At 71.0% G+C, this 20,558-nt stretch carries 16 protein-coding genes; 12 read left to right on the forward strand and 4 right to left on the reverse strand.

What is annotated here, in order from left to right:
• The first annotated feature begins 123 nt into the window (after positions 1–123).
• From rplJ to MRBLMI1_RS12910, 3 genes are all read left to right on the forward strand, one after another.
• Positions 124–639: a 50S ribosomal protein L10 gene (gene rplJ, locus MRBLMI1_RS12900; RefSeq protein ID WP_367733560.1), complete on the forward strand. Its 516-nt coding sequence runs from the start codon at positions 124–126 to the stop codon at positions 637–639.
• 38 nt (positions 640–677) lie between these two features.
• The gene (gene rplL, locus MRBLMI1_RS12905) at positions 678–1,064 is read left to right on the forward strand and encodes a 50S ribosomal protein L7/L12 (protein WP_055956082.1); all 387 of its coding nucleotides are present in this window, start codon (positions 678–680) and stop codon (positions 1,062–1,064) included.
• A gap of 245 nt (positions 1,065–1,309) precedes the next feature.
• Positions 1,310–6,031, forward strand: a complete 4,722-nt coding sequence (locus MRBLMI1_RS12910; RefSeq protein ID WP_367733561.1) for an ExeM/NucH family extracellular endonuclease — start codon at positions 1,310–1,312, stop codon at positions 6,029–6,031.
• Positions 6,032–6,121: 90 nt separating this feature from the next.
• On the opposite strand, the gene MRBLMI1_RS12915 is transcribed toward MRBLMI1_RS12910, so the two are convergent.
• Positions 6,122–7,129, reverse strand: a complete 1,008-nt coding sequence (locus MRBLMI1_RS12915) for a LacI family DNA-binding transcriptional regulator (RefSeq protein ID WP_367733563.1) — start codon at positions 7,127–7,129, stop codon at positions 6,122–6,124.
• A gap of 239 nt (positions 7,130–7,368) precedes the next feature.
• Between MRBLMI1_RS12915 and MRBLMI1_RS12920 the strand changes: the two genes are divergently transcribed.
• From MRBLMI1_RS12920 to MRBLMI1_RS12930, 3 genes are all read left to right on the forward strand, one after another.
• Positions 7,369–8,697, forward strand: a complete 1,329-nt coding sequence (locus MRBLMI1_RS12920; protein WP_367733564.1) for an ABC transporter substrate-binding protein — start codon at positions 7,369–7,371, stop codon at positions 8,695–8,697.
• An 85-nt stretch (positions 8,698–8,782) separates the two neighbouring features.
• Positions 8,783–9,916 (forward strand): carbohydrate ABC transporter permease, encoded by a 1,134-nt coding sequence (locus tag MRBLMI1_RS12925; protein ID WP_367733565.1) that lies wholly within the window; start codon positions 8,783–8,785, stop codon positions 9,914–9,916.
• A complete protein-coding gene (locus MRBLMI1_RS12930) occupies positions 9,916–10,887 on the forward strand; it encodes a carbohydrate ABC transporter permease (protein WP_367733566.1) in 972 nt (323 codons plus the stop codon). Before MRBLMI1_RS12925 ends, MRBLMI1_RS12930 begins: the two co-directional genes overlap by 1 nt.
• 72 nt (positions 10,888–10,959) lie before the next feature.
• On the opposite strand, the gene MRBLMI1_RS12935 is transcribed toward MRBLMI1_RS12930, so the two are convergent.
• On the reverse strand, positions 10,960–11,628 hold the full coding sequence (locus MRBLMI1_RS12935) for a DUF305 domain-containing protein (protein WP_367733567.1): 669 nt from the start codon (positions 11,626–11,628) through the stop codon (positions 10,960–10,962).
• Positions 11,628–12,335 (reverse strand): DUF3105 domain-containing protein, encoded by a 708-nt coding sequence (locus tag MRBLMI1_RS12940; protein ID WP_367733568.1) that lies wholly within the window; start codon positions 12,333–12,335, stop codon positions 11,628–11,630. The genes MRBLMI1_RS12935 and MRBLMI1_RS12940 overlap by 1 nt, the downstream gene beginning before the upstream one ends.
• Before the next feature lie 279 nt (positions 12,336–12,614).
• Here MRBLMI1_RS12940 and MRBLMI1_RS12945 point away from each other — a divergent pair, with 279 nt between their 5' ends.
• The 3 genes from MRBLMI1_RS12945 (at position 12,615) to MRBLMI1_RS12955 (ending at position 16,598) form a co-directional block, all read left to right on the forward strand.
• Positions 12,615–13,961 carry a multidrug effflux MFS transporter gene (locus MRBLMI1_RS12945; protein WP_367733569.1) on the forward strand — a complete coding sequence of 449 codons (1,347 nt, stop codon included), beginning with the start codon at positions 12,615–12,617 and terminating at the stop codon, positions 13,959–13,961.
• An 86-nt stretch (positions 13,962–14,047) separates the two neighbouring features.
• A complete protein-coding gene (locus MRBLMI1_RS12950; protein WP_367733570.1) occupies positions 14,048–14,746 on the forward strand; it encodes a phosphatase PAP2 family protein in 699 nt (232 codons plus the stop codon).
• Between the two features lie 10 nt (positions 14,747–14,756).
• A complete protein-coding gene (locus MRBLMI1_RS12955) occupies positions 14,757–16,598 on the forward strand; it encodes a helicase HerA-like domain-containing protein (protein ID WP_367733571.1) in 1,842 nt (613 codons plus the stop codon).
• Between the two features lie 12 nt (positions 16,599–16,610).
• Here the strand turns inward: MRBLMI1_RS12955 and MRBLMI1_RS12960 are convergent, their stop codons facing one another.
• Positions 16,611–17,921: an MFS transporter gene (locus tag MRBLMI1_RS12960; protein WP_367733572.1), complete on the reverse strand. Its 1,311-nt coding sequence runs from the start codon at positions 17,919–17,921 to the stop codon at positions 16,611–16,613.
• Between the two features lie 72 nt (positions 17,922–17,993).
• Here MRBLMI1_RS12960 and MRBLMI1_RS12965 point away from each other — a divergent pair, with 72 nt between their 5' ends.
• The 3 genes from MRBLMI1_RS12965 to MRBLMI1_RS12975 are packed head-to-tail and all read left to right on the forward strand — an operon-like array spanning position 17,994 to position 20,530.
• Entirely contained in the window at positions 17,994–19,601 is a 1,608-nt protein-coding gene (locus tag MRBLMI1_RS12965) for an SDR family oxidoreductase (RefSeq protein ID WP_367733573.1), read from the forward strand.
• A 9-nt stretch (positions 19,602–19,610) separates the two neighbouring features.
• Complete coding sequence (locus tag MRBLMI1_RS12970; RefSeq protein WP_367733574.1) at positions 19,611–20,090, forward strand: MogA/MoaB family molybdenum cofactor biosynthesis protein; 480 nt, start codon at positions 19,611–19,613, stop codon at positions 20,088–20,090.
• Positions 20,087–20,530 carry a molybdenum cofactor biosynthesis protein MoaE gene (locus MRBLMI1_RS12975; protein ID WP_367733575.1) on the forward strand — a complete coding sequence of 148 codons (444 nt, stop codon included), beginning with the start codon at positions 20,087–20,089 and terminating at the stop codon, positions 20,528–20,530. The genes MRBLMI1_RS12970 and MRBLMI1_RS12975 overlap by 4 nt, the downstream gene beginning before the upstream one ends.
• The last annotated feature ends 28 nt before the right edge of the window (positions 20,531–20,558 follow it).

Genomic DNA, 20,558 nt, shown 5'->3' on the forward strand with positions numbered 1-20,558 from the left:
CCTCCCGACAGGGATTCCGAGCTCCGTGCGCCTGCGCCGGAGCTCTTCTTTTTTGCCCAGACCCCGATGTCCACGGCCGGCGCCCCGCCATCGCGGAGCGCCTCGTACACACAAGGAGTGGCCATGGCGCAGAAGGATGCATCGGTCGCCGAGCTCACGAAGAACTTCGAGAACTCGACCGCCGTTCTGCTGACCGAGTACCGCGGTCTGACGGTTGCCCAGCTCAAGCAGCTGCGCAACGACATCCGTCAGGACGCGGATTACGCCGTGGTGAAGAACACGCTGACCAAGATCGCCGCGAACAACGCGGGGGTCACGGGACTGGACGACGAGCTCAAGGGCCCGTCTGCCATCGCGTTCGTGCACGGCGACCCGGTCGCCGTCGCGAAGGGTCTGCGCGCCTTCGCCAAGGCTAACCCTCAGCTCGTGGTGAAGGGCGGCTACTTCGATGGCGCCGCTCTGACCGCGGATGAGGTCAACAAGCTCGCCGATCTCGAGAGCCGTGAAGTCCTGCTGGCGAAGCTCGCCGGTGCGATGAAGGCGACGATGACCAAGGCGGCATACGTCTTCCAGGCGCTTCCGTCGAAGGCCGTTCGCACGGTCGACGCGCTGCGCGAGAAGCAGGACACCGCGGCCTGACCCGGCCCGGCTGATTAACCCGATCAAGGAGATACAACATGGCTAAGCTCAGCACCGAAGAGCTGCTCGACGCGTTCAAGGAGCTCACGCTCATCGAGCTGTCCGAGTTCGTCAAGGCGTTCGAGGAGACCTTCGACGTCACCGCCGCCGCCCCCGTGGCCGTGGCCGGCCCCGCCGCCGGTGGCGCCGCCCCCGCCGAAGAGGTCGAGGAGAAGGACTCGTTCGACGTCGTCCTCGAGGCCGCCGGCGACAAGAAGATCCAGGTCATCAAGGTCGTCCGCGAGCTCACCTCGCTCGGCCTCGGCGAGGCCAAGGCCGTCGTCGACGGTGCCCCCAAGGCCGTGCTCGAGGGCGCGAACAAGGAGACCGCCGAGAAGGCCAAGGAGGCCCTCGAGGGCGCCGGCGCCACGGTGACCCTGAAGTAATCACGCTTCACGCGGTCGCGGCAACGCGATAAACGAAGGCCCGGATGCCATGGCATCCGGGCCTTCGTCGTCCCCGCCGCACCGCGGGTCGGAGTGGGACCGGGTGTCACCCTCGCGCAGACGGAAGTTCATCTGATCGCAACATTCGACCTGGGAAAACGCTATGCGAGTCGTTTACGGTCGATGGGTACCCCCGTCGAACACCCCCCGCCGACGTCGCCGTACGTCGGTCTCGCAGGAGACTCATGCCCACCGTGCACTCGCGGCTGCGCTCGCGTCGTCTCACGACGACGCTCAGCGCCGCCCTCGGAGCCGCTCTTCTCGGCTCCGCCCTCGTCCCCACCGCCGCCGTCGCGGCCGACCCGTCCGGGGTGGTGATCAACGAGGCCTACTTCAAGGGCGGCAGCGCCAACGCGCCGTTCAACCAGAAGTTCGTCGAGCTCTACAACTCGGGCGCGACGACGCAGGATCTCAGCGGATGGTCACTGCAGTACCGCTCGGCCGGGAGCACGGACGCCCCGACCGCGTCCAACACGCTCGCCCTGACCGGATCGATCGCCGCGGGCGCGTACTACCTCATCGCCCTGCCCGGCAACGGCGCCGTCGGCGAGGCCCTTCCGACCCCGGACGTGTCCGGCAGCCTGAACCCCTCGGGCACGACGGGACAGCTCTGGCTCGCCAAGACCACCGAGCGCCTGGCCCTGCCGGCCGGCTCCGTGGTGAACAACCCGCAGGTCGCCGACCTCCTCGGTTACGGCGCGGGCGTCAGCTTCGAGACCGCCGCCGCGACCGTGACGGGCGGCAACAGCGTGCCGAACGCGCTCGTGCGCACCGGTTTCGCCGACAACGACGACAACGCGTCGGACTTCACCACCGCCACCACGGTCACGCCGCAGTCCTCGACGGGCGGCGCCCCGACGGAGCCCGAGCCCGAGCCGGAGCCCGAGCCCGAGCCGCAGCCCGGCGCAGTGACGGCCATCCGCGACATCCAGGGCACCGGGACGGTCAGCCCCCTCGCCGGTCAGCGGGTCACCACTCGCGGCATCGTCACCGCCACCTACCCGACCGGCGGCTTCAACGGGTTCTCGCTGCAGACCGCCGGCACCGGCGGTGAGCTCGACCTCGCCACCCACACCGCGTCGGACGGCATCTTCGTGTTCGGCGGAGCCGCCGCCGCCGCGGTCTCGGTCGGTCAGCACGTCGAGGTGACCGGCACCGTCGGCGACTACTACGGACTCACGCAGATCAGCGCGAGCGCGGCGGACGTCGCCGTCCTCACCGAGACCGCCGCCCCCGTCACCCCGGCCGCGGTCGAGTGGCCCGCCGGGGAGGCGCAGCGCCGCAGCCTCGAGAGCATGCTGCTCGCACCCGAGGGCGACTTCACCGTCACCAACACCTACGACACCAACCGGTTCGGCAGCGTCGGCCTGGCCGCGGGCACCACCCCGCTGATCCAGCCGACCGAGGTCGCCCGTCCCGGCACGGCGGAGTACGCCACCGTCGTCGCCGACAACGCCGCCCGCGCGGTGCTCCTCGACGACGGCGCGACGACGAACTTCTCCAGCGCCACCACGGTGCCGCTGCCGTACCTCTCGCGGACCGCGCCCGTGCGCGTCGGAGCGGCGGTCACGTTCACGCAGCCGGTCGTCCTCGACTACCGCTTCGAGAAGTGGGGCTTCCAGCCGACGCAGGTGCTCACCGGTGCCAACGCGGCCACCGCGCAGCCCGCGACCTTCGAGAACACCCGCACCGCGGCCCCGGCCGAGGTGGGCGGCGACGTCAAGATCGCCAGCTTCAACGTCCTCAACTACTTCACGACGCTCCCCGCCGAGGTCGGCTGCACCGGCTCGTACAAGGACCGTGCGGGAACGCCCATCACCGCGAACTGCTCGGGCACCGGTCCGCGCGGCGCGGCGACGGCCGAGAGCCTGAAGCGTCAGCAGGACAAGATCGTCTCCGCGATCAACGCCCTCGGCGCCGACGTCGTCTCCCTCGAGGAGATCGAGAACTCCGCGGCGTACGGCAAGAACCGCGACGCGGCCCTGCAGACGCTGGTGACCGCCCTCAACACGGGCGCCGGCTCCGAGGTGTGGGCGTTCGTGCCCTCGCCCGCGCAGGTCCCGGCATCCGAGGACGTCATCCGCACCGCGTTCATCTACAAGAAGGCGGTCGTCGAGACCGTCGGCGAGAGCACGATCCTGGATGCCGCGGCGTTCTCGAACGCCCGGCAGCCGCTCGCGCAGGCCTTCGTGCCCGTCGACGGCGGCGCGGAGGAGACCTTCGTCGCGATCGTGAACCACTTCAAGTCGAAGGGCTCCGGCTCGGGCGCCGACGCGGACCAGGGCGACGGCCAGGGCGCGTCGAACGCGTCCCGCGTCTCCCAGGCCACCGCGCTCGCGGCGTTCGCCGACGACATGGAGACGAAGTACGGCACCGAGCTGTCGTTCCTGCTCGGCGACTTCAACTCCTACACGCAGGAGGACCCGATGCAGGTGCTCTACGAGGCGGGCTACGCCAGCCTCGGCGAGCAGTCCGGCAAATTCTCCTACTCGTTCTCCGGTCTGTCCGGCTCGCTGGACCACGTGCTCGCCTCCGCGGACGCGCAGGCCATCGTGACCGGCGCCGACATCTGGAACATCAACGCGGGCGAGTCGATCGCCCTCGAGTACAGCCGGTACAACTACAACGTCACCGACCTGTACGACACGACGCCCTACCGCTCCAGCGACCACGACCCGGTGATCGTCGGCCTGAACCTGGCCAACACCACCGACGTCAACCTGCTCGGCATCAACGACTTCCACGGTCGTATCGACGCCAACACGGTCAAGTTCGCGGGGACGATCGAGCAGTTGCGGGCGGAGTACGGGGATGCCAACTCCCTCTTCCTCTCCAACGGCGACAACATCGGCGCGTCGCTCTTCGCCTCGGCGTACTTCGACGACGAGCCGACCATCGAGGTGCTGAACGCGCTGGACCTGGCCGCCTCGGCCGTGGGCAACCACGAGTTCGACAAGGGCGCGGAGGACCTCACCGGACGCGTGTCGGCGTCCGCGGACTTCCCGTACCTCGCGGCGAACGTGTACAAGGACGGCGAGCCGCTCCTCGACGAGTTCGCGATCTTCGAGGTCGACGGCGTCCGCATCGGCGTCGTCGGCGCCGTGACCCGGGAGACCGCGCAGCTGGTCTCCCCGGGCGGCATCGAGGGCATCGAGTTCCGCGAGCCGGTCGCCGAGGTCAACCGCGTCGTTGCCGAGATCGAGGACGAGGTCGACATCATCGTCGCCCAGTATCACGAGGGTGCGGCCGAGGGTGATGCGACGGCGGCGACGCTCGAGCAGGCCCTGGCCCGCGGCGGCGCGTTCGCGACGATCGTGAACGAGACCGACCCCGCCGTGGATGCCATCTTCACCGGGCACACGCACCAGAAGTACGCGTGGGACGCCCCCATCCCCGGTGGCGAGGGCACCCGTCCGATCGTCCAGACCGGCAGCTACGGCGAGAACATCGGCCAGGTCGTCCTGACCGTCGACCGGGACAACGGCGAGGTCGTGGACTACAGCGCCCGCAACGTCGCCCGACTCGCCTCGGCGGTCGTGGCGAACGACCCGGCCGCGACCGCGGCGAACAGCGCGGCGCTGGACGCCGAGCTGATCGCGACGTACCCCCGTGTCGCGGAGGTCGCGGAGATCGTGGCCCTCGCCCGGGCCGAGGCCGACCGGGTCGGCGCGGAGCCCGTGGGCTCGGTCACCGCCGACATCACCACCGCCTTCCGGGGCGGGGCGTACGTCGACGGCCGCTACGCCGGCGGTCAGCGCGACGACCGGTCGAAGCAGTCCGCCCTCGGCGGTCTCGTCGCCGACGCCCTGCGGGAGACCCTCGCCGACCCCGATCGCGGGGGCGCCGAGATCGCCATCGTGAACCCCGGTGGTCTGCGTGCGGAGCTCCTCTACGGAACGGACGGGGTGATCACGCGGGCCGAGGCCAACGCGGTGCTGCCCTTCGTCAACAACCTGTGGACGACGACGCTGACCGGCGACGAGCTGCGTCGGGTGTTCGAGCAGCAGTGGGGCGCCGCGGCCGGTCGCGACCGCGACCTCGCCCTCGGCGTGTCCGAGAACGTGCGCGTCACCTACGACGCCGCCCGTCCGGCGGGCGAGCGCATCACGGGGATCTGGATCGACGGTGAGTCCGTCGACCCGGCCGCCGAGTACCGCGTCGGCTCGTTCAGCTTCCTGCTGCAGGGCGGCGACGCGTTCACCGCGTTCCGCGACGGTTCCGACACCCGCGACTCGGGGCTCATCGACCGCGACGCCTGGATCGCCTACCTCGAGGCGAACCCCGGCCTGACCCCGGACTTCACCGCCCGCGCGGTGCAGGTCCAGGCTCCGACCGCCCCGGTCGAGCGCGGCACCGACCTGACGTTCACGGTGTCGAACCTCGACCTCACGTCGCTCGGCGCCCCGGCGAACACGTCGCTGACGGTCGAGACCGCCACGCCCGTGGCCCCGGCCTCGCTGTCCGCGACGGCGTCGCCGGCCGACCAGCTGGGGACCCTCGCCTCCGCCTCGCCCACCGCGCCCCCCGCGACGACGGCTGCGGCCGTCGCCCTCGAGGTGCCCGTCACGGGCGGTGCGGCGACGGTGACCGTGCCGATCGCCGCGGACGCACCGGAGGCGTTCGAGCTCGACCTGCTCGCGCAGCCGTCCGGCACGACGCTCACCGTCCCCGTCCTGACGGCGGCGCCGAGCGTCGTCGATCCGGGCACCGGTTCGGGCTCCGGTTCGGGCTCCGGTTCGGGTGCGGGCACCGGCACCGGCACTGGCACCGGCTCCGGCTCCGGCTCGGGTCTGCTCCCGGTGACGGGTGCCGACGCCGGCTGGATCGGCGGCGCCGCCCTCGCGGCGATGCTGATGATCGGCCTGGGCGTGATCGCCCGTCGCAGCGCGGCTCGTCGTGCCGACTGACGACTGACGACGAGGAGGACCCCGGATGCCATGGCATCCGGGGTCCTTCCCTTTCCGTGCCCGTGGAGGTTCTCGACGGGAGCGGCCAGGTCAGACGGACCGCGGGGGAGCGGTCGAGGCGCGGACCACCAGCCGCGTGGCCGCGGGGGTGCGCAGCGGGGCGGCGACGCCCTCGATCATGGAGATGAGCAGGCCCGCGGCCGCCGTGCCCTGGTCGCGCGGGTACTGCTCGATGGTCGTCAGTGCGAACATCTCCGCGTAGTCGTGACCGTCGATGCCGACCACGCTGAGCTGGGTCGGGACGGAGATGCCGAGCCGCCGCGCCGCGATGATGACGCCGATGGCGACCTCGTCGCACGCCGCGACGATGCCCGTCGGGCGGTTCGCGGCGTCGGCGAGGAAGGACGCCGCCGCGGCGTACGCGTCGGTGATCGTCAGGGTCGAGGGGACGGCGCGGATCCGCACGGCGAGGCCGTTGTCGTTCATCGCGTTGCGATAGCCGATGGAGCGCTCGTCGACGTCGCGCGCCGGCGCGTCCGTCGGGGGGGTGCTGCCCACGAACGCGATGTCGGTGTGCCCGAGCGTGATGAGGTGCTCGGTGATGATGCGGGTGATGGCGACGTTGTCGAGGCCGAGCGTGGCGATGTCGCCGAGCGCGTTGCCGATGCTCACCGTCGGCTTGTCGATCGCGACGAGGCGTTCGAGGTCGCTGTCGTCGGGCTCGAGGGCCACCGCGATGATGCCGTCGAAGCGCTTGCGGGCCAGGTAGGTGGAGTAGAGGCTCTCGCGGTCGCGGGAGCCGGGCTCCGCGACGTAGAGCGTGAGGTCGTAGCCGTGGGGGATGAGGGAGCGCTCGACGCCCTCCACGATGGCGCCGAAGTACCACCGGTTGACCTTGGGGACGATCAGGGCGATCGTGCGCGTGCGACCGGTGGCCAGGCTCACGGCGCTGGTGGTCGGGACGTAGCCCAGGGATGCCGCGGCGTCGGTGACGCGTCGGCGTGTGCCGTCGGAGACGTAGCCGCCGCCGGTGAGGGCACGGCTCGCCGTCGACTTGGACACGCCCGCCAGGCGTGCCACATCGGCTATTCCGCTCATGGTGTCTTCCTCGGTGCTGCTGCCGACTGCGATGTCGACACGGAAGAACGATAACCCACACGGCGCAAACCTGGAACCGGTTGTCGTCGCGAAAATGTGCGTCTTCCCGCAGAAATACGCGGCGTTACCGCTTCGTGATATATCGGTGTTGCGGGATTGTGAGATGTCCCTTACGGTTACCTGGAATCGGTTCCCGAGAGGAACTGATGCACCGACAGTGACTCGATGAGGAGGACCACATGGGCATGACACAGCGTCGTCGCCTTCTGGCGCCGCTTGCCCTGGCCGGCGTTGCCGGCATCGCTTTGGCCGGATGCTCGGGGGGACCCGGCGCCAGCAGCGGAGGCGGAGACGGCGGGGGCGACTCCAACGTCGTCACCGTCTATGGAACGATCTCGGACACCGAGGCCGAACTGCTGGAGCAGTCCTGGGCCGACTGGGAAGAAGAGAACGACATCGACATCCAGTACGAGGCGTCGAAGGAGTTCGAGGCGCAGATCGCCGTCCGTGCGCAGGGTGGCAACGCCCCCGACATCGCGATCTTCCCGCAGCCGGGTCTGATGCGCGACATGGCCGCGCAGGGCTTCCTGAAGGAGGCGCCGGAGGCCGTCCAGAACAACGTCAGCGAGTACTGGTCCGAGGACTGGGCCGGCTACGGGCAGTACGAGGGCACCCAGTACGGCGCCCCGCTCATGGCGAGCGTCAAGGGCTGGGTCTGGTACTCCCCGAAGCAGTTCGAGGAGAACGGCTGGACGGTCCCGACCGACTGGCAGGGCCTGCTCGACCTCACCGCGCAGATCCAGCAGACCACCAACACGCCCCCGTGGTGCATCGGCTTCGGCTCCGACGCGGCGACCGGCTGGCCGGGCACCGACTGGATCGAGGACATCGTCCTGCGTCAATCGGGCGCCGACGTCTACGACCAGTGGGTTGAGAACGAGATCCCCTTCACCGACCCGCAGATCGCCTCGGCGTTCGACGAGTTCGGCAAGATCGCCCTCAACCCCGACTACGTCAACGCGGGCTTCGGCGGCGTCGACACGATCGTCACGACGCCCTTCGGCGACCCGGCGACCGCGCTCGTCGAGGGCCAGTGCGCCCTGCACCACCAGGCCTCCTTCTACGACGGCTTCATCACCGACGCGGGCGGCACCGTGGCCGAGGACGGCGACATCTGGGCCTTCCTCACCCCGCCGTTCGAGGCCGGCGCCTCGGGTGACGTCGTCACCGGCGGTGGCGAGATCGTCGGCGCGTTCAGCGACGACGAGGCGACCCAGAAGGTGCAGGAGTACCTCTCCAGCCCCGAATGGGCCAACTCGCGCGTCTCGCTGGGCGGCGTCATCTCCGCCAACACCGGACTCGACCCCGAGAACGCCGACAGCGCGATCCTGCAGCAGGCCATCACCATCCTGCAGGACCCGTCGACGACGTTCCGCTTCGACGCCTCCGACCTGATGCCCTCCGCCGTCGGCGCGGGAACCTTCTGGTCCGGCATGAACGCGTTCGTGAACGGCACGCCCACCGCGACCGTGCTCGAGCAGATCGAGGCCGGCTGGCCCTCCAGCTGACCTGGATGCCGCGGGGTCGCCCCTCTCCGGAGGGGCGGCCCCGTCGGCTCCCTCGCAGTCCGTCGGCGCAGTCGAAAGGTTCATCATGCGCGAATTCCTGCAATGGCTGAGCACCCTCTCGCCGTTCCTGGAGATCCCGATCATCATCGGCGTCTTCCTGGCGGTCGTGGGTCTCATCCTCTTCCTCGTGGAGATCGCCCCGCGTCGCGGGCGCGGCTACACGATCGCCCGGCTCGCGGCCTGCGTCGTGACCCCGGCCCTTGTCCTGTGGCTCCTCCAGTCCTACCAGTGGGCCATCATCGCCGCCGCTTTCGTCGGCCTCGGCTTCTTCCTCCTCGACATGCGGGCCCGCAAGGGCGCCGGCTCGCTGTTCCAGCTGGTGGCGTTCCTCGCCCCGGCGATCCTGCTCCTCGTGGTCGGGCTCATCGTTCCGGCGGTCCAGACCACGGGTCAGGCGTTCTTCGACCGCGGCGGCGACACCTTCGTGGGCCTGGACAACTTCGTCTGGATCTTCACGCAGCCGCAGGGCCTGCGCGTCGTGCTCAACACGATCGTCTGGGTGGTCGTCACGCCCATCGTCTCGACCGTCGCCGGTCTGGCCTACGCCTACTTCATCGACAAGGCGCGCGGGGAGAAGTACTACAAGATCCTCGTGTTCCTCCCGATGGCGATCTCGTTCGTCGGCGCGTCCATCATCTGGCGCTTCATGTACACCTCCCGCCCCGCGGGTCAGGAGCAGATCGGCTTCCTGAACCAGGTCATCGTGTGGCTCGGCGGGCAGCCCGTGAACTTCCTGGCCGTGGAGCCGTGGAACACGCTGTTCCTCATCGTGGTGCTCATCTGGGTGCAGACCGGTTTCGCCATGGTCGTCCTCTCGGCCGCCATCAAGGGCGTGCCGACCGAGCAGCTGGAGGCCGCGGAGCTCGACGGCACCAACGCGTGGCAGCGCTTCCTGAACGTCGTCGTCCCCGGCATCCGAGGTTCCCTCGTCGTGGTCCTCACCACGATCGCCATCGCGTCCCTCAAGGTGTTCGACATCGTGCGCACCATGACGGCCGGTACCAACAACACGTCCGTCATCGCGAACGAGATGTACACGCAGCTGCGCAGCTTCGAGCAGGGACGGGCGGCGGCGTTCGCCGTCGTGCTGTTCGTGCTCGTCCTGCCGCTGGTCATCTACAACGCGGTGCAGCTGCGCAAGCAACAGGAGGTCCGCTGATGTCCGCCGTCGCCCCCATCGACCTGCCCGTCGACGACGCCACCAAGACGCAGCTCACCCGCGGGGAGCGCAAGGCCGAGCAGAGCGTGGCCTCGGGCGCCAAGAAGCGTCTGAGCTCCCGCGGCGCGACCATCGCCGCGCTCGTCATCGCGGTGCTGTGGACGCTGCCGACGTTCGGCCTGTTCCTGTCGTCGTTCCGCCCGCAGCAGCTCATCCAGAGCACCGGCTGGTGGACCGTCTTCCAGAACTGGGGCTTCACGCTCGAGAACTACGGCACCGCCCTGCAGGCCGGCAACAGCCAGCTGAACATGGCGGGCGCGTTCGTGAACTCGATCGCGATCACGGTCCCGGCCACGATCATCCCGATCTCGATCGCGCTGCTCGCGTCCTACGCCTTCGCCTGGATGGAGTTCCGCGGACGGAACATCCTGTTCATCCTCGTGTTCGCCCTCCAGATCGTCCCGATCCAGATGGCTCTGATCCCGCTGCTCCAGCTGTTCTCGGGCGGCACGATCTTCGGGATCCCCGTCATCCAGGGCATCGGTCAGGCCGGTTACGCCCAGGTGTGGGTCGCGCACACGATCTTCGCCCTGCCGCTGGTGATCTTCCTGCTGCACAACTTCATGTCCGAGATCCCGCGGGACGTCATCGAGGCGGCGCGCGTGGACGGCGCCGGGCACGGGCAGATCTTCTTCCGCGTCATCCTGCCGCTGACGATGCCCGCCGTGGCATCCGTCGCCATCTTCCAGTTCCTGTGGGTCTGGAACGACCTGCTCGTGGCGCTGATCTTCGCCGACGGCAACGTCGCCCCGATCACCAAGCTCCTGGCGGAGATGACCGGCAGCCGCGGTCAGGACTGGTACCTGCTGACGGCGGGCGCGTTCATCGCGATCGTCATCCCGCTCACGGTGTTCATCGCGCTGCAGCGCTTCTTCGTCCGCGGCCTCCTGGCGGGGTCGACGAAGGGCTGACGCGCTCACGACGAAGGGGGCGGCATCCGTGGGGGGATGCCGCCCCCTTCTCGTGCGTGGGGGAGAGGCGGGTCAGCCGCCGCAGGACAGACGCGTGCGGATGTCCTGCATCGCGTCGAGCTCGGCCGACTGACCGGTGACGATGGTCTGCGCGACCTCCGCGACCCGCGGCTCGTCGCCCAGCTCGATGACCGCCTGGGCCATCGGAATCGCGCCCTGGTGGTGGCGGATCATGAGGTCGAGGAAGAGGCAGTCGGCGGGGCGGCCCTCCGCCTCCTGGAGCTGCGCGATCTCCGCATCCGTCGCCATGCCCATCTCGGCCATGAGCTCGTCCTGCGACAGCGCGGCGGTGTCGCCGTGACTGTGCTCGCCGGACGCCTCCATCCACGTCATGAGCGGCTGCGGGGAGGTCTGGGGGAGGCCCCATTCGACGAGCCAGCCGAACATCTCGCCGCGCTGGCCGGACTGCGCCGTCGCGATGTCGTAGGAGAGGGCGCGGAGCTCGTCGTCCGAGGTCTTGCGGTAGATCTCCATCGCCATCAGCACGGCCTGCGTGTGGTGCACCTGCATGTCACGGGCGAAGCCCGCGTCCGCCGACGTCGTGCTCGGCCGGGCGGGCGCGGCCGTCGCGCCGAACGCGGTGAAGCGTCCGATCGCGAAGGCCACGGCCACCACGGCGAAGACGGCGACGGCCGCGACGATCCACCGGACCGCCGGCCGGGCGACCGGGGCGTCGGTCATCAGGCCTTGCCCGGACCGTCGATCGCGCCGGAGCACGCGGCCTGCGGCTCGGGGACGTTCTGGCTGCGCCAGAACTCGGTGAAGAAGTCCGCGATGCGCGGGTCGGCGGGGTCGTCGACCTTGAGCTGGTGGTTCCAGCCGCTCACGGCGATGGGGGTGTCCATGTCGGAGTACGGCGAGAGGATGACGTAGCTCGAGGGCAGGACGGCCTTGAGGGTGTCGAGGCCCGCCTCGTCGACGCGGGCGGGGTCGTAGGTCACCCAGATCGCGCCGTGCTCCATCGAGTGCACGGCGTACTCGTTCTGCTGGGGCTCGGTGTAGATGCCGCAGTTCAGCCAGTACGGGTTGTGCGGCCCGCCGGCGGGCGGGTTCTGCTCGTAGTCCACGGTGCCCTGCACGTGGTCGGAGCGGTTCTCGAACGTCTGCACGCCGTCGGGCACCTCGCCGGTGCTGTTCTGCGCCTCGTACGTCGGAGCGGGCTCGGGCGCGAAGACGAAGGACGCCACGACGAGCGCGATGACGGCGACGCCGGCGGTGGATCCCACGACCCACCACACGAGCTTGCTGCGCTTACGGCGGGCGATCTGCTTCTGGTATTCGGCCAGCTTCTCCTGGCGCTTCTGCTCGCGCTGCTGCTTCTGGGAGAGCTCGATCTTGGCCTGCGTCGCGGGGTTGCCGCTCGCACGCTTGTCGGAGGGAGTGGTCATGCGGTGTGTGCTGTCTTCTCTGAGGGGGCGGGACACATCGGCAGCCGCCGACATCCCCAGCCTAGGCGGGTGAATCGTGATGGGTCCTGGGAGGAAACCGCGAGCGAACTCCGTCCGTCGCCGCCGCATTCCGGCCCGTCCCTGCGGGAGACGGGCATGGAGCCGCGCAGGGCCACACGCTAGGATGAACGATGTCGAATCGATTCGAGGTTCGATGCTCCCCCCGAATCTCCAGCCCGGTCCTCCGGGCTGTCCGTGTTGCGAAACGAATTGACGCGCGTGCTCGATACTGCCTCCACTCCCGTGATCCCCTCCTCCGCCGCCCGCGGGGCCGACCGTCGCCCCGCCACGGACGCCATCCGGACCCTCGGCGCGAACCCCGCGACGGCGCCCGTCGTCCTCCACCCCGGGGATGCCATCCCGAACCGCCGCCGCATCCTCTACATCGTGCTGTTGGGCGCGCTCACGGCGCTGGGCCCGTTCACGATCGACCTCTACCTGCCGGCGTTCCCGGTGCTCGAGGCCGACTTCCAGACCTCCGCGGCCGCGATCCAGCTCACGCTGACCGGCACCATGATCGGCTTCGCGCTCGGCCAGCTCATCGTCGGACCGCTCAGCGACAAGGTGGGGCGTCGCATCCCGCTGCTGTCCGTGACGGCGCTGCACGTCTTCGCCAGCGCCTTCGCCGCCCTGGCCCCCACGCTCGAGACGCTGTCGATCGCCCGCGTGCTCATGGGCGCCGGCGCCGCGGCCGGCGGTGTCGTCGCCGCGGCGATCGTCCGCGACCTGTTCGGCGGACGCCGGCTCGTCGTGATGCTGTCGCGCCTGGCCCTCGTCTCAGGCGTGGCGCCGGTCCTCGCGCCGCTCGCCGGCTCAGGCCTGCTGCTGATCATGCCGTGGCGGGGCATCTTCTGGGTGCTCGCCGCGTACGGCGTGATCATGCTCGTCTCGGCGATCCTCTTCGTGCCCGAGACGCTGCCGCCGGCCCGCCGGCAGGCGCACGGGTCCACGACCATCTGGCAGCGCTACGCCAGTGTGTTCCGCGACCGCGTCTTCATCGGCGTGCTCATCATCGGCGGCATGACCTTCAGCGGGCTGTTCTCGTACCTGTCGGCATCCTCGTTCCTCTTCCAGGTCAGCTACGGCTTCGACGCCCAGCAGTACGGCATCCTCTTCGCCGCCAACTCGGTCGGCGTCGTCGTCGGCGTGCAGGTGGCCGCGCGTCTCGCGGCGCGCTTCGGCCCCCAGTGGGTGCTGGCGGTGTCCACCTCGGTGCTCGTGCTGGCGGGCGGCGCGATCGTGCTCACCGACCAGCTCGGCCTCGGGCTGTGGGGGACGATCGTCCCGCTGTTCGTCTTCATGACGGCCTGCGGCTTCACCTTCCCCTGCGCCCAGGTGCTGGCCCTCGACCGGCACGGCAAGGCCGCCGGCACCGCGCAGTCGATCATCGGCGCGGCCAACTTCGGCGTCGCGGGCATCATCTCGCCCGTCGTCGGCCTGCTCTCGGGCGGGTCCGGGATCACGGCCACGACGATGGCCTCCGTCATGGTCGGCTGCGCCGCGATCGGCGTCGTCTCGCTCTGGACGCTCGTCCGTCCGCGCACCGTCGAGCGCCTCGCCCCCTGACCTGCGGGCGCAGACCGACGGCCGCGAACAGTAGCAGACCGGCCGTCGGTGTTTCGCTGACGTCTTCCGCCCGCCAGGATGGGTCGATGGATGCCACCGTCGCCGACGATCCGGTCCTCGACACCCGCCCGCAGCGTGCGCGGGCCATCGCCGGACTCGTCCTCATCGCCCTGACCTGCGGCCTCGGCGCGTGGGTGTTCTTCCGCGGTCCGAGCCCCTTCGCCGTCGACGTGTGGTGGAACGGGTTGTTCGCCGGGGCGGCCTCGCGGCCGCTGCTGGACTTCGCCTACGTCATGAACCAGCTGGGCGGCTACTACACGGCGATCTACATCGTCCCGCTCGGCGGGGCGCTCGTCCTTTTCCTCGTCGGTCGCCGGTGGTCGGCGCTGTACTTCCTCGTCGCCTCGGCGGCCAGCGCCGGTCTCGTGCAGGTGCTCAAGCAGACCTTCGGCCGTGCCCGCCCGGAGGACATCCTGGTCCTCAGCGACTACGGCTCATTCCCGTCGGGGCATACGGCCAACGCCGCCACGGTCGCGGTCGTGGCCGCGGTGGTGTTCCCGCACCTGTGGGTGCGCATCGTCGGGGTGGCGTGGGTGGTGCTGATGGCGTTCAGCCGCACCTACCTGCACGCCCACTGGCTGTCCGACACCATCGGCGGCACGATGGCGGGCGCGGGCGCCGCCCTCCTGCTCGCCGCCCTCTTCTCCCACCTGCGATCCCGAGACGACGACCGGCGAACGCTGCGACGACGACGGCGGGATGCCTCGATCTCGCAGCCGTCGTAGGCTGACGCGCATGAGCGAGCCCGGCCGGTCCGAGATCGATCCCGCGGTGGCGCGGCTGCGCGCCGAGGCGGAGGCGGCCGAGGCGGAGCTGCGGCTGGCCCGCGCCCGCGCCGACCTCGCCGAGGCGGAGGCCGCCGCCGCGCGCGCCCGCATGGCCGCCGCCGGGGAGGCCGCGCCGGCCGCGCCCGCCACCCCGGACGCGGGCCCGGCACCGGTGGCATCCGTCCCGCTCGATCCCGCGCAGGTCGAGGAGATCGCCCGGGGCTACGCGGCGGAGGGGCCGGCGCTCGACCTCGGCGTGCTCGTCAACGGCGGACCGGTGCCCGCGGTGCCGGTGCGGATCCCGCTGTCGATGGTCGCCCGTCACGGTCTCGTCGCGGGAGCCACGGGAACGGGGAAGACCCGGACCCTGCAGCTGCTCGCGGAGCAGCTGTCGGCCAACGGCGTCCCGGTCTTCGCGGCCGACATCAAGGGCGACCTGTCCGGCGTGGCGGCGCCCGGTGTCGCGAGCGAGAAGCTGTCCGCCCGCACCGCCGCGCTGGGCCAGCAGTGGACGCCGCGCGCGCGGCCGACGGAGTTCTTCGTGCTCGGCGACGACGCGGGTGCGGGCATCCCGGTGCGCGCCACCGTGTCGGGGTTCGGTCCGCTGCTGCTGAGCCGCGTCCTGGGCCTGAACGCGACGCAGGAGTCGAGCCTCGCGCTGGTGTTCCACTACGCCGACCAGAAGGGGCTCGCGCTCGTCGACCTGGCGGACCTGCGGGCGGTGCTCACCCATCTCGTCAGCGACGAGGGGAAGGCCGAGCTGAAGGGGATCGGCGGGGTGTCGTCCGCCACCGCCGGCGTCATCCTGCGGGAGCTCGTCGCGTTCGCCGCGGACGGAGCGGAGGGCTTCTTCGGCGAGCCGGAGCTCGACGTCGCGGTGTTCCTGCGGACGGCCGCGTCGGGCGAGGGGATCGTCAGTCTGCTCGAGGTGCCGAATGTCGCGTCGCGCCCCGCGCTGTACTCCACGTTCCTCATGTACCTGCTCGCGGAGCTCTTCGAGATGCTGCCCGAGGTCGGCGACGTCGACAAGCCGAAGCTCGTGTTCTTCTTCGACGAGGCGCACCTGCTGTTCCGCGATGCGTCGAAGGACTTCCTGGCCGCGATCACGCAAACGGTCCGGCTCATCCGGTCCAAGGGCGTCGGGGTGTTCCTCGTGACGCAGACCCCGAAGGACGTCCCCGCCGACGTCCTCGCGCAGCTGGGCTCGCGCGTGCAGCACGCGCTGCGCGCCTTCACGCCCGACGACGCGAAGGCGCTGCGGGCCTCGGTCCGCACCTATCCGGAGTCGGGCTACGACCTCGAGCGGGTGCTGCAGGAGCTCGGCACCGGCGAGGCGATCGTCACGGTGATGGACGAGCGCGGCCGGCCCACGCCCGTGGCGTGGACGCGGATGTTCGCCCCGGAGGCGTCGATGTCGCCGATCCCCGCCGACGAGCTGTCGTCGGCCGTGGCGGCATCCCCTCTCCTCGCCCGGTACGGGACCCCCATCGATCGCGAGTCGGCGCGGGAGATCCTCGGCGCGCGGCTGGAGGCGGCCACCGTCGCCCGGGAGGCGGAGGAGCGGGCCGAGAAGGACGCCGCGGACCAGGCCGAGTACGAGAAGCAGAAGGCGGCGATCGACAAGGCGCACGCCGCGGCGCAGAAGAAGGCGCAGCGGGAGTACGACCGGATCCTGCGCAGCACCGCCGCCCCCTCGCGACGCTCGTCCGCCCCGACCGCGCCGCTGGACGACCTGCTCGGCCGCGGGGCGACGAAGAGCATCCTCTCCGGCGTCATCCGGGGCCTGTTCGGCACGGGCCGCCGACGCTGACCCGCGCTCCCGTCAGGGGCGACGGACCGGGAGCGGCATGGTCGACGTGTCGATGAGGGGGTCGCGGTCCTGCCGGTCGACGACCGCGCGCGCCTCCTCGGCCGTCTCCACGGCGGGGACCGAGCCGAGCAGGGGGCGCTTCGCCGTCTCGCGCATCGCGAGCAGGGCGACCAGCCCCAGCGCGGCGAAGAACATGATGTAGAAGGCCGGCATGAGCGTGTTGCCGGTCCAGGCGATCAGGGCCTGGCTGAACAGCGGGGTCGTGCCCCCGAACAGCGACACCGCGACGTTGTAGGCGACCGCCATCGCACCGAACCGGGATGCCGTGGGGAAGAGGGCGGGGAGCGCCGACGCCGAGATCGCGACGTAGAACGCCACGGGCACGGCGGCCATCACGAGCGCGATCATGACGGCCCACAGCTCGCCGATCTGCATGATGAGGAACGCCGGCACCAGCAGGACGAGCGCGGAACCCGCCGCGATGGCGTAGACCGGTCGGCGGCCGATGCGATCGCTCAGCCGGCCGATGAGCGGGAGTGTCGCCGACATCACGAGCAGCACGGGGACGGTGGCGACGGCGGCGAAGAGGTTCGACACGCCGACCTCGCGTTCGAGGTAGGTCGGCATGTAGCTGGTGAGCGCGTATCCGGCCGTGTTGGTCGCCGCGACCAGCGCGATCCCGATGAGCAGCGCCCGCCAGTGATGGCGAAGGATGCCGCGGAGACCCTGCCGTGCCATCGGGTCGTCGGCGTCCGGCACCCGGTCGGACTCCGCCGCGTGCGTCTGCTCGAAGGACGGCGTCTCCGGGATGCGCAGCCGGAAGTAGATCGCGACGATGCCCAGGGGGATCGCGAGGAGGAACGGGATGCGCCAGCCGTACTCGACCATCGCGTCGTCGCCGGAGATCGCGGTCGTGATCGCGGTGGTGACGGCGACCGCCGAGGCGCCGGCGGCGAAGCCGACGTACGACCCGACGTCGAGCCAGGACGACCAGAAGCCGCGACTGCGGTCGGGGGAGAATTCCGACACGTACGTCGTCGCACCGGCGTACTCGCCGCCGGTGGAGAAGCCCTGCACCATCTTGAGCAGGTAGAGCGGGACGATGGCCCACAGGCCGATCGCGGCGGAGGTGGGCAGGACGCCGATGAGCGCGGTGGCCGCCGCCATCATCGCCATCGTGAGGAAGAGCACCTTCTGGCGCCCGATGCGGTCGCCGAGGGGGCCGAGCACGAAACCGCCGAAGGGGCGCACGAGGAACGAGATCGCGAAGCCGAGCAGCGTCACGAGCAGGCCCCACGGGTCGGGCAGCTCGGGGGTGAACACCAGGGGGTCAGCGTGACCGGGCGGACGTCAAGCCCGCCATCTGAGACCGTGGCCGGGCGTAGCTTGACGGCCATGAGCGCGTTGACCACCCCGACCGGCCGCGAACCGGCCCTGGTCGCCCAGCCCCGTCCCGACGGCTCCGCGCCGCTCGCCCTCGTCCTCGGCGCGACCGGCTACCTCGGCGGCCGGCTCGTCCCGCGTCTCCTCTCCGCCGGCTACCGGGTGCGCGTCCTCGCGCGCGACGTCCGTCGCATCCAGGCCTTCCCGTGGGGCGGCGACGTCGAGTCGGTCCAGGGCGACGCCACCGACCCGGTGGCAGTGGGTGAGGCCGTCGAGGGCGTGGACGTGCTCTACTACCTGATCCACTCGATGGGCGGCGGGCGCGACTTCGAGAGCACCGACCGGCGGGCGGCCCGGACGGTCGCGGACGCGGCGGCCGCGGCATCCGTGTCCCGCATCGTCTATCTCGGCGGTCTGCACCCGACCGACACCGAGCTGTCCGCCCACCTGCGCTCCCGCGTCGAGGTGGGGGAGATCCTCCTCGGCAGCGGGGTGCCGACGCTCGTGCTGCAGGCGGGCGTGGTGATCGGCTCGGGCTCGGCCTCGTTCGAGATGGTGCGTCACCTGACCGACGTGCTGCCCTACATGCCCGCGCCGAAGTGGGTGCGCAACCACATCCAGCCGATCGCGGTCCGCGACGTGCTGCACTACCTGCTGGGGGCGGCCCGCGTCGCGCCGAACGTCAACCGCGCCGTCGACATCGGCGGACCGGACGTCCTGCGGTACGGCCAGATGATGAACGGCTATGCGCTCGAGGCAGGGCTGCACCAGCGGCCGATCGCATCGCTCCCGGTGCTGACGCCGCGCCTGGCCTCGCACTGGGTCAACCTCGTCACTCCCATCCCGAAGGCCATCGCGCGTCCGCTCGTGGAGTCGCTGCAGAACGACTGCGTCGTCAAGGACCGCGCGGTGGACGACCTCATCCCGCGCCCCGCCGAGGGGCTCATGCCCTATCGGGACGCCGTCCGTCTGGCCCTGCGCCGCGTGAACGACGACGACATCGAGACGAGCTGGCTCGACGCCGAGGTCTCGGGCGTTCCCAGCGACCCGTTGCCGAGCGACCCCGACTGGGCCGGGCGGCTCGTCTACACCGACGAGCGCACCATGCGGACGACCGCGAACGCGGCGCAGCTGTGGTCGGTCATCGAGGGCATCGGCGGCGAGAACGGGTGGTACTCGTCGCCGCTGCTGTGGGCCATCCGCGGGTGGATGGACCGGCTCGTGGGCGGCGTCGGGCTCGCCCGCGGGCGCCGCAGCCGCTCCGTCGTGACGGTGGGCGACGCCCTGGACTTCTGGCGGGTCGAGGCCATCGAGCCGGGACACCTGCTGCGGCTGCGCGCGGAGATGAAGGTGCCGGGCGGGGCGTGGCTCGAGCTGCGCGCGTCCGCCGAGGGCGAGGGCGCGCGCTTCGACCAGCGCGCGCTGTTCTTCCCGACGGGTCTGGCGGGCCGGCTGTACTGGATCGCCGTCCTGCCGTTCCACGGTCTCATCTTCAGCGGCATGGCCCGGCGCATCACCGCCGCCGCCGAGCACGTGCAGCGCGAGAACCCGGAGCCGAAGGCCGAGGCCGGGCGCATCGCCCCGGCGGTGCCCGAGGTCGAGACCACCGCGTCGGCCTAGGCTGGAGCGGTGCCGCACATCGCTCGGGTCATCACCGTCTCGGACCGCTCCGCCGCGGGGCTCCGCGAGGACCGCGGGGGGCCGCTGGCCGTCGCGCTGCTGCGCGAGGCCGGCTTCTCGTGCGACGACCCGATCGTCGTGCCCGACGGCGCGGACAGCGTCGAGGGCGCCCTCCGACGGGTCGTCCCCGGCGCATCCCTCGTCGTGACGACCGGCGGCACCGGCATCGCCCCGACCGACCGCACGCCGGAGGGGACGGCCCGCGTCCTGGACCGGGAGCTGCCGGGCATCGCCGAGGAGCTCCGCCGGCGCGGCCTGGCCGACACCCCGATGGCGGTCATCTCGCGGGGGCTCGCCGGCATCGTCGACCCGGGCACGCTCGTGGTGAACCTGCCGGGGTCCACGCGGGCGGTCGCCTCGGGGATCGCGGTCGTGGCCGAGCTCGCCCCGCACATCGTCGACCAGCTCGCCGGAGGAGACCACTCATGAGCGCCACCCCTGCATCCGCGGTGCGGATCGCCCGCCTCTCGGAGACCCCGCTCGATCTGGACGCGCACCTCGATGCCGTCGAGGAGTCCTCGTCGGGCGCCGTGACCACGTTCGTCGGGCGCGTGCGCGACACCGATCCGGACGCCTCCGACGCGGTCGTGGCCCTCGAGTACAGCGCCCACCCGGATGCCGAGCAGGCGCTGCACCGCATCGCGGAGGACGCCGCCGCCGGCACCGACGCGATCGTCGCGGTCAGCCATCGCATCGGCCGGCTGGGCGTGGGGGAGGCCGCGGTCGTCATCGCCGTGGCATCCGGTCATCGCGCCGCCGCGTTCGAGGTCTGCCGCACCGTGATCGAGACGATCAAGACCGACCTGCCCGTGTGGAAGCGCCAGGTCGAGGCCGACGGCACGACCGCCTGGAAGGGCCTCGGCGGCTAGCGAGCGGCTAGCGAGCGGCGCAGCAGCC

Origin of the sequence: Microbacterium sp. LMI1-1-1.1, from assembly GCF_040815675.1 — a bacterium.
In the GTDB taxonomy this organism is placed as follows: Bacteria; Actinomycetota; Actinomycetes; order Actinomycetales; family Microbacteriaceae; genus Microbacterium.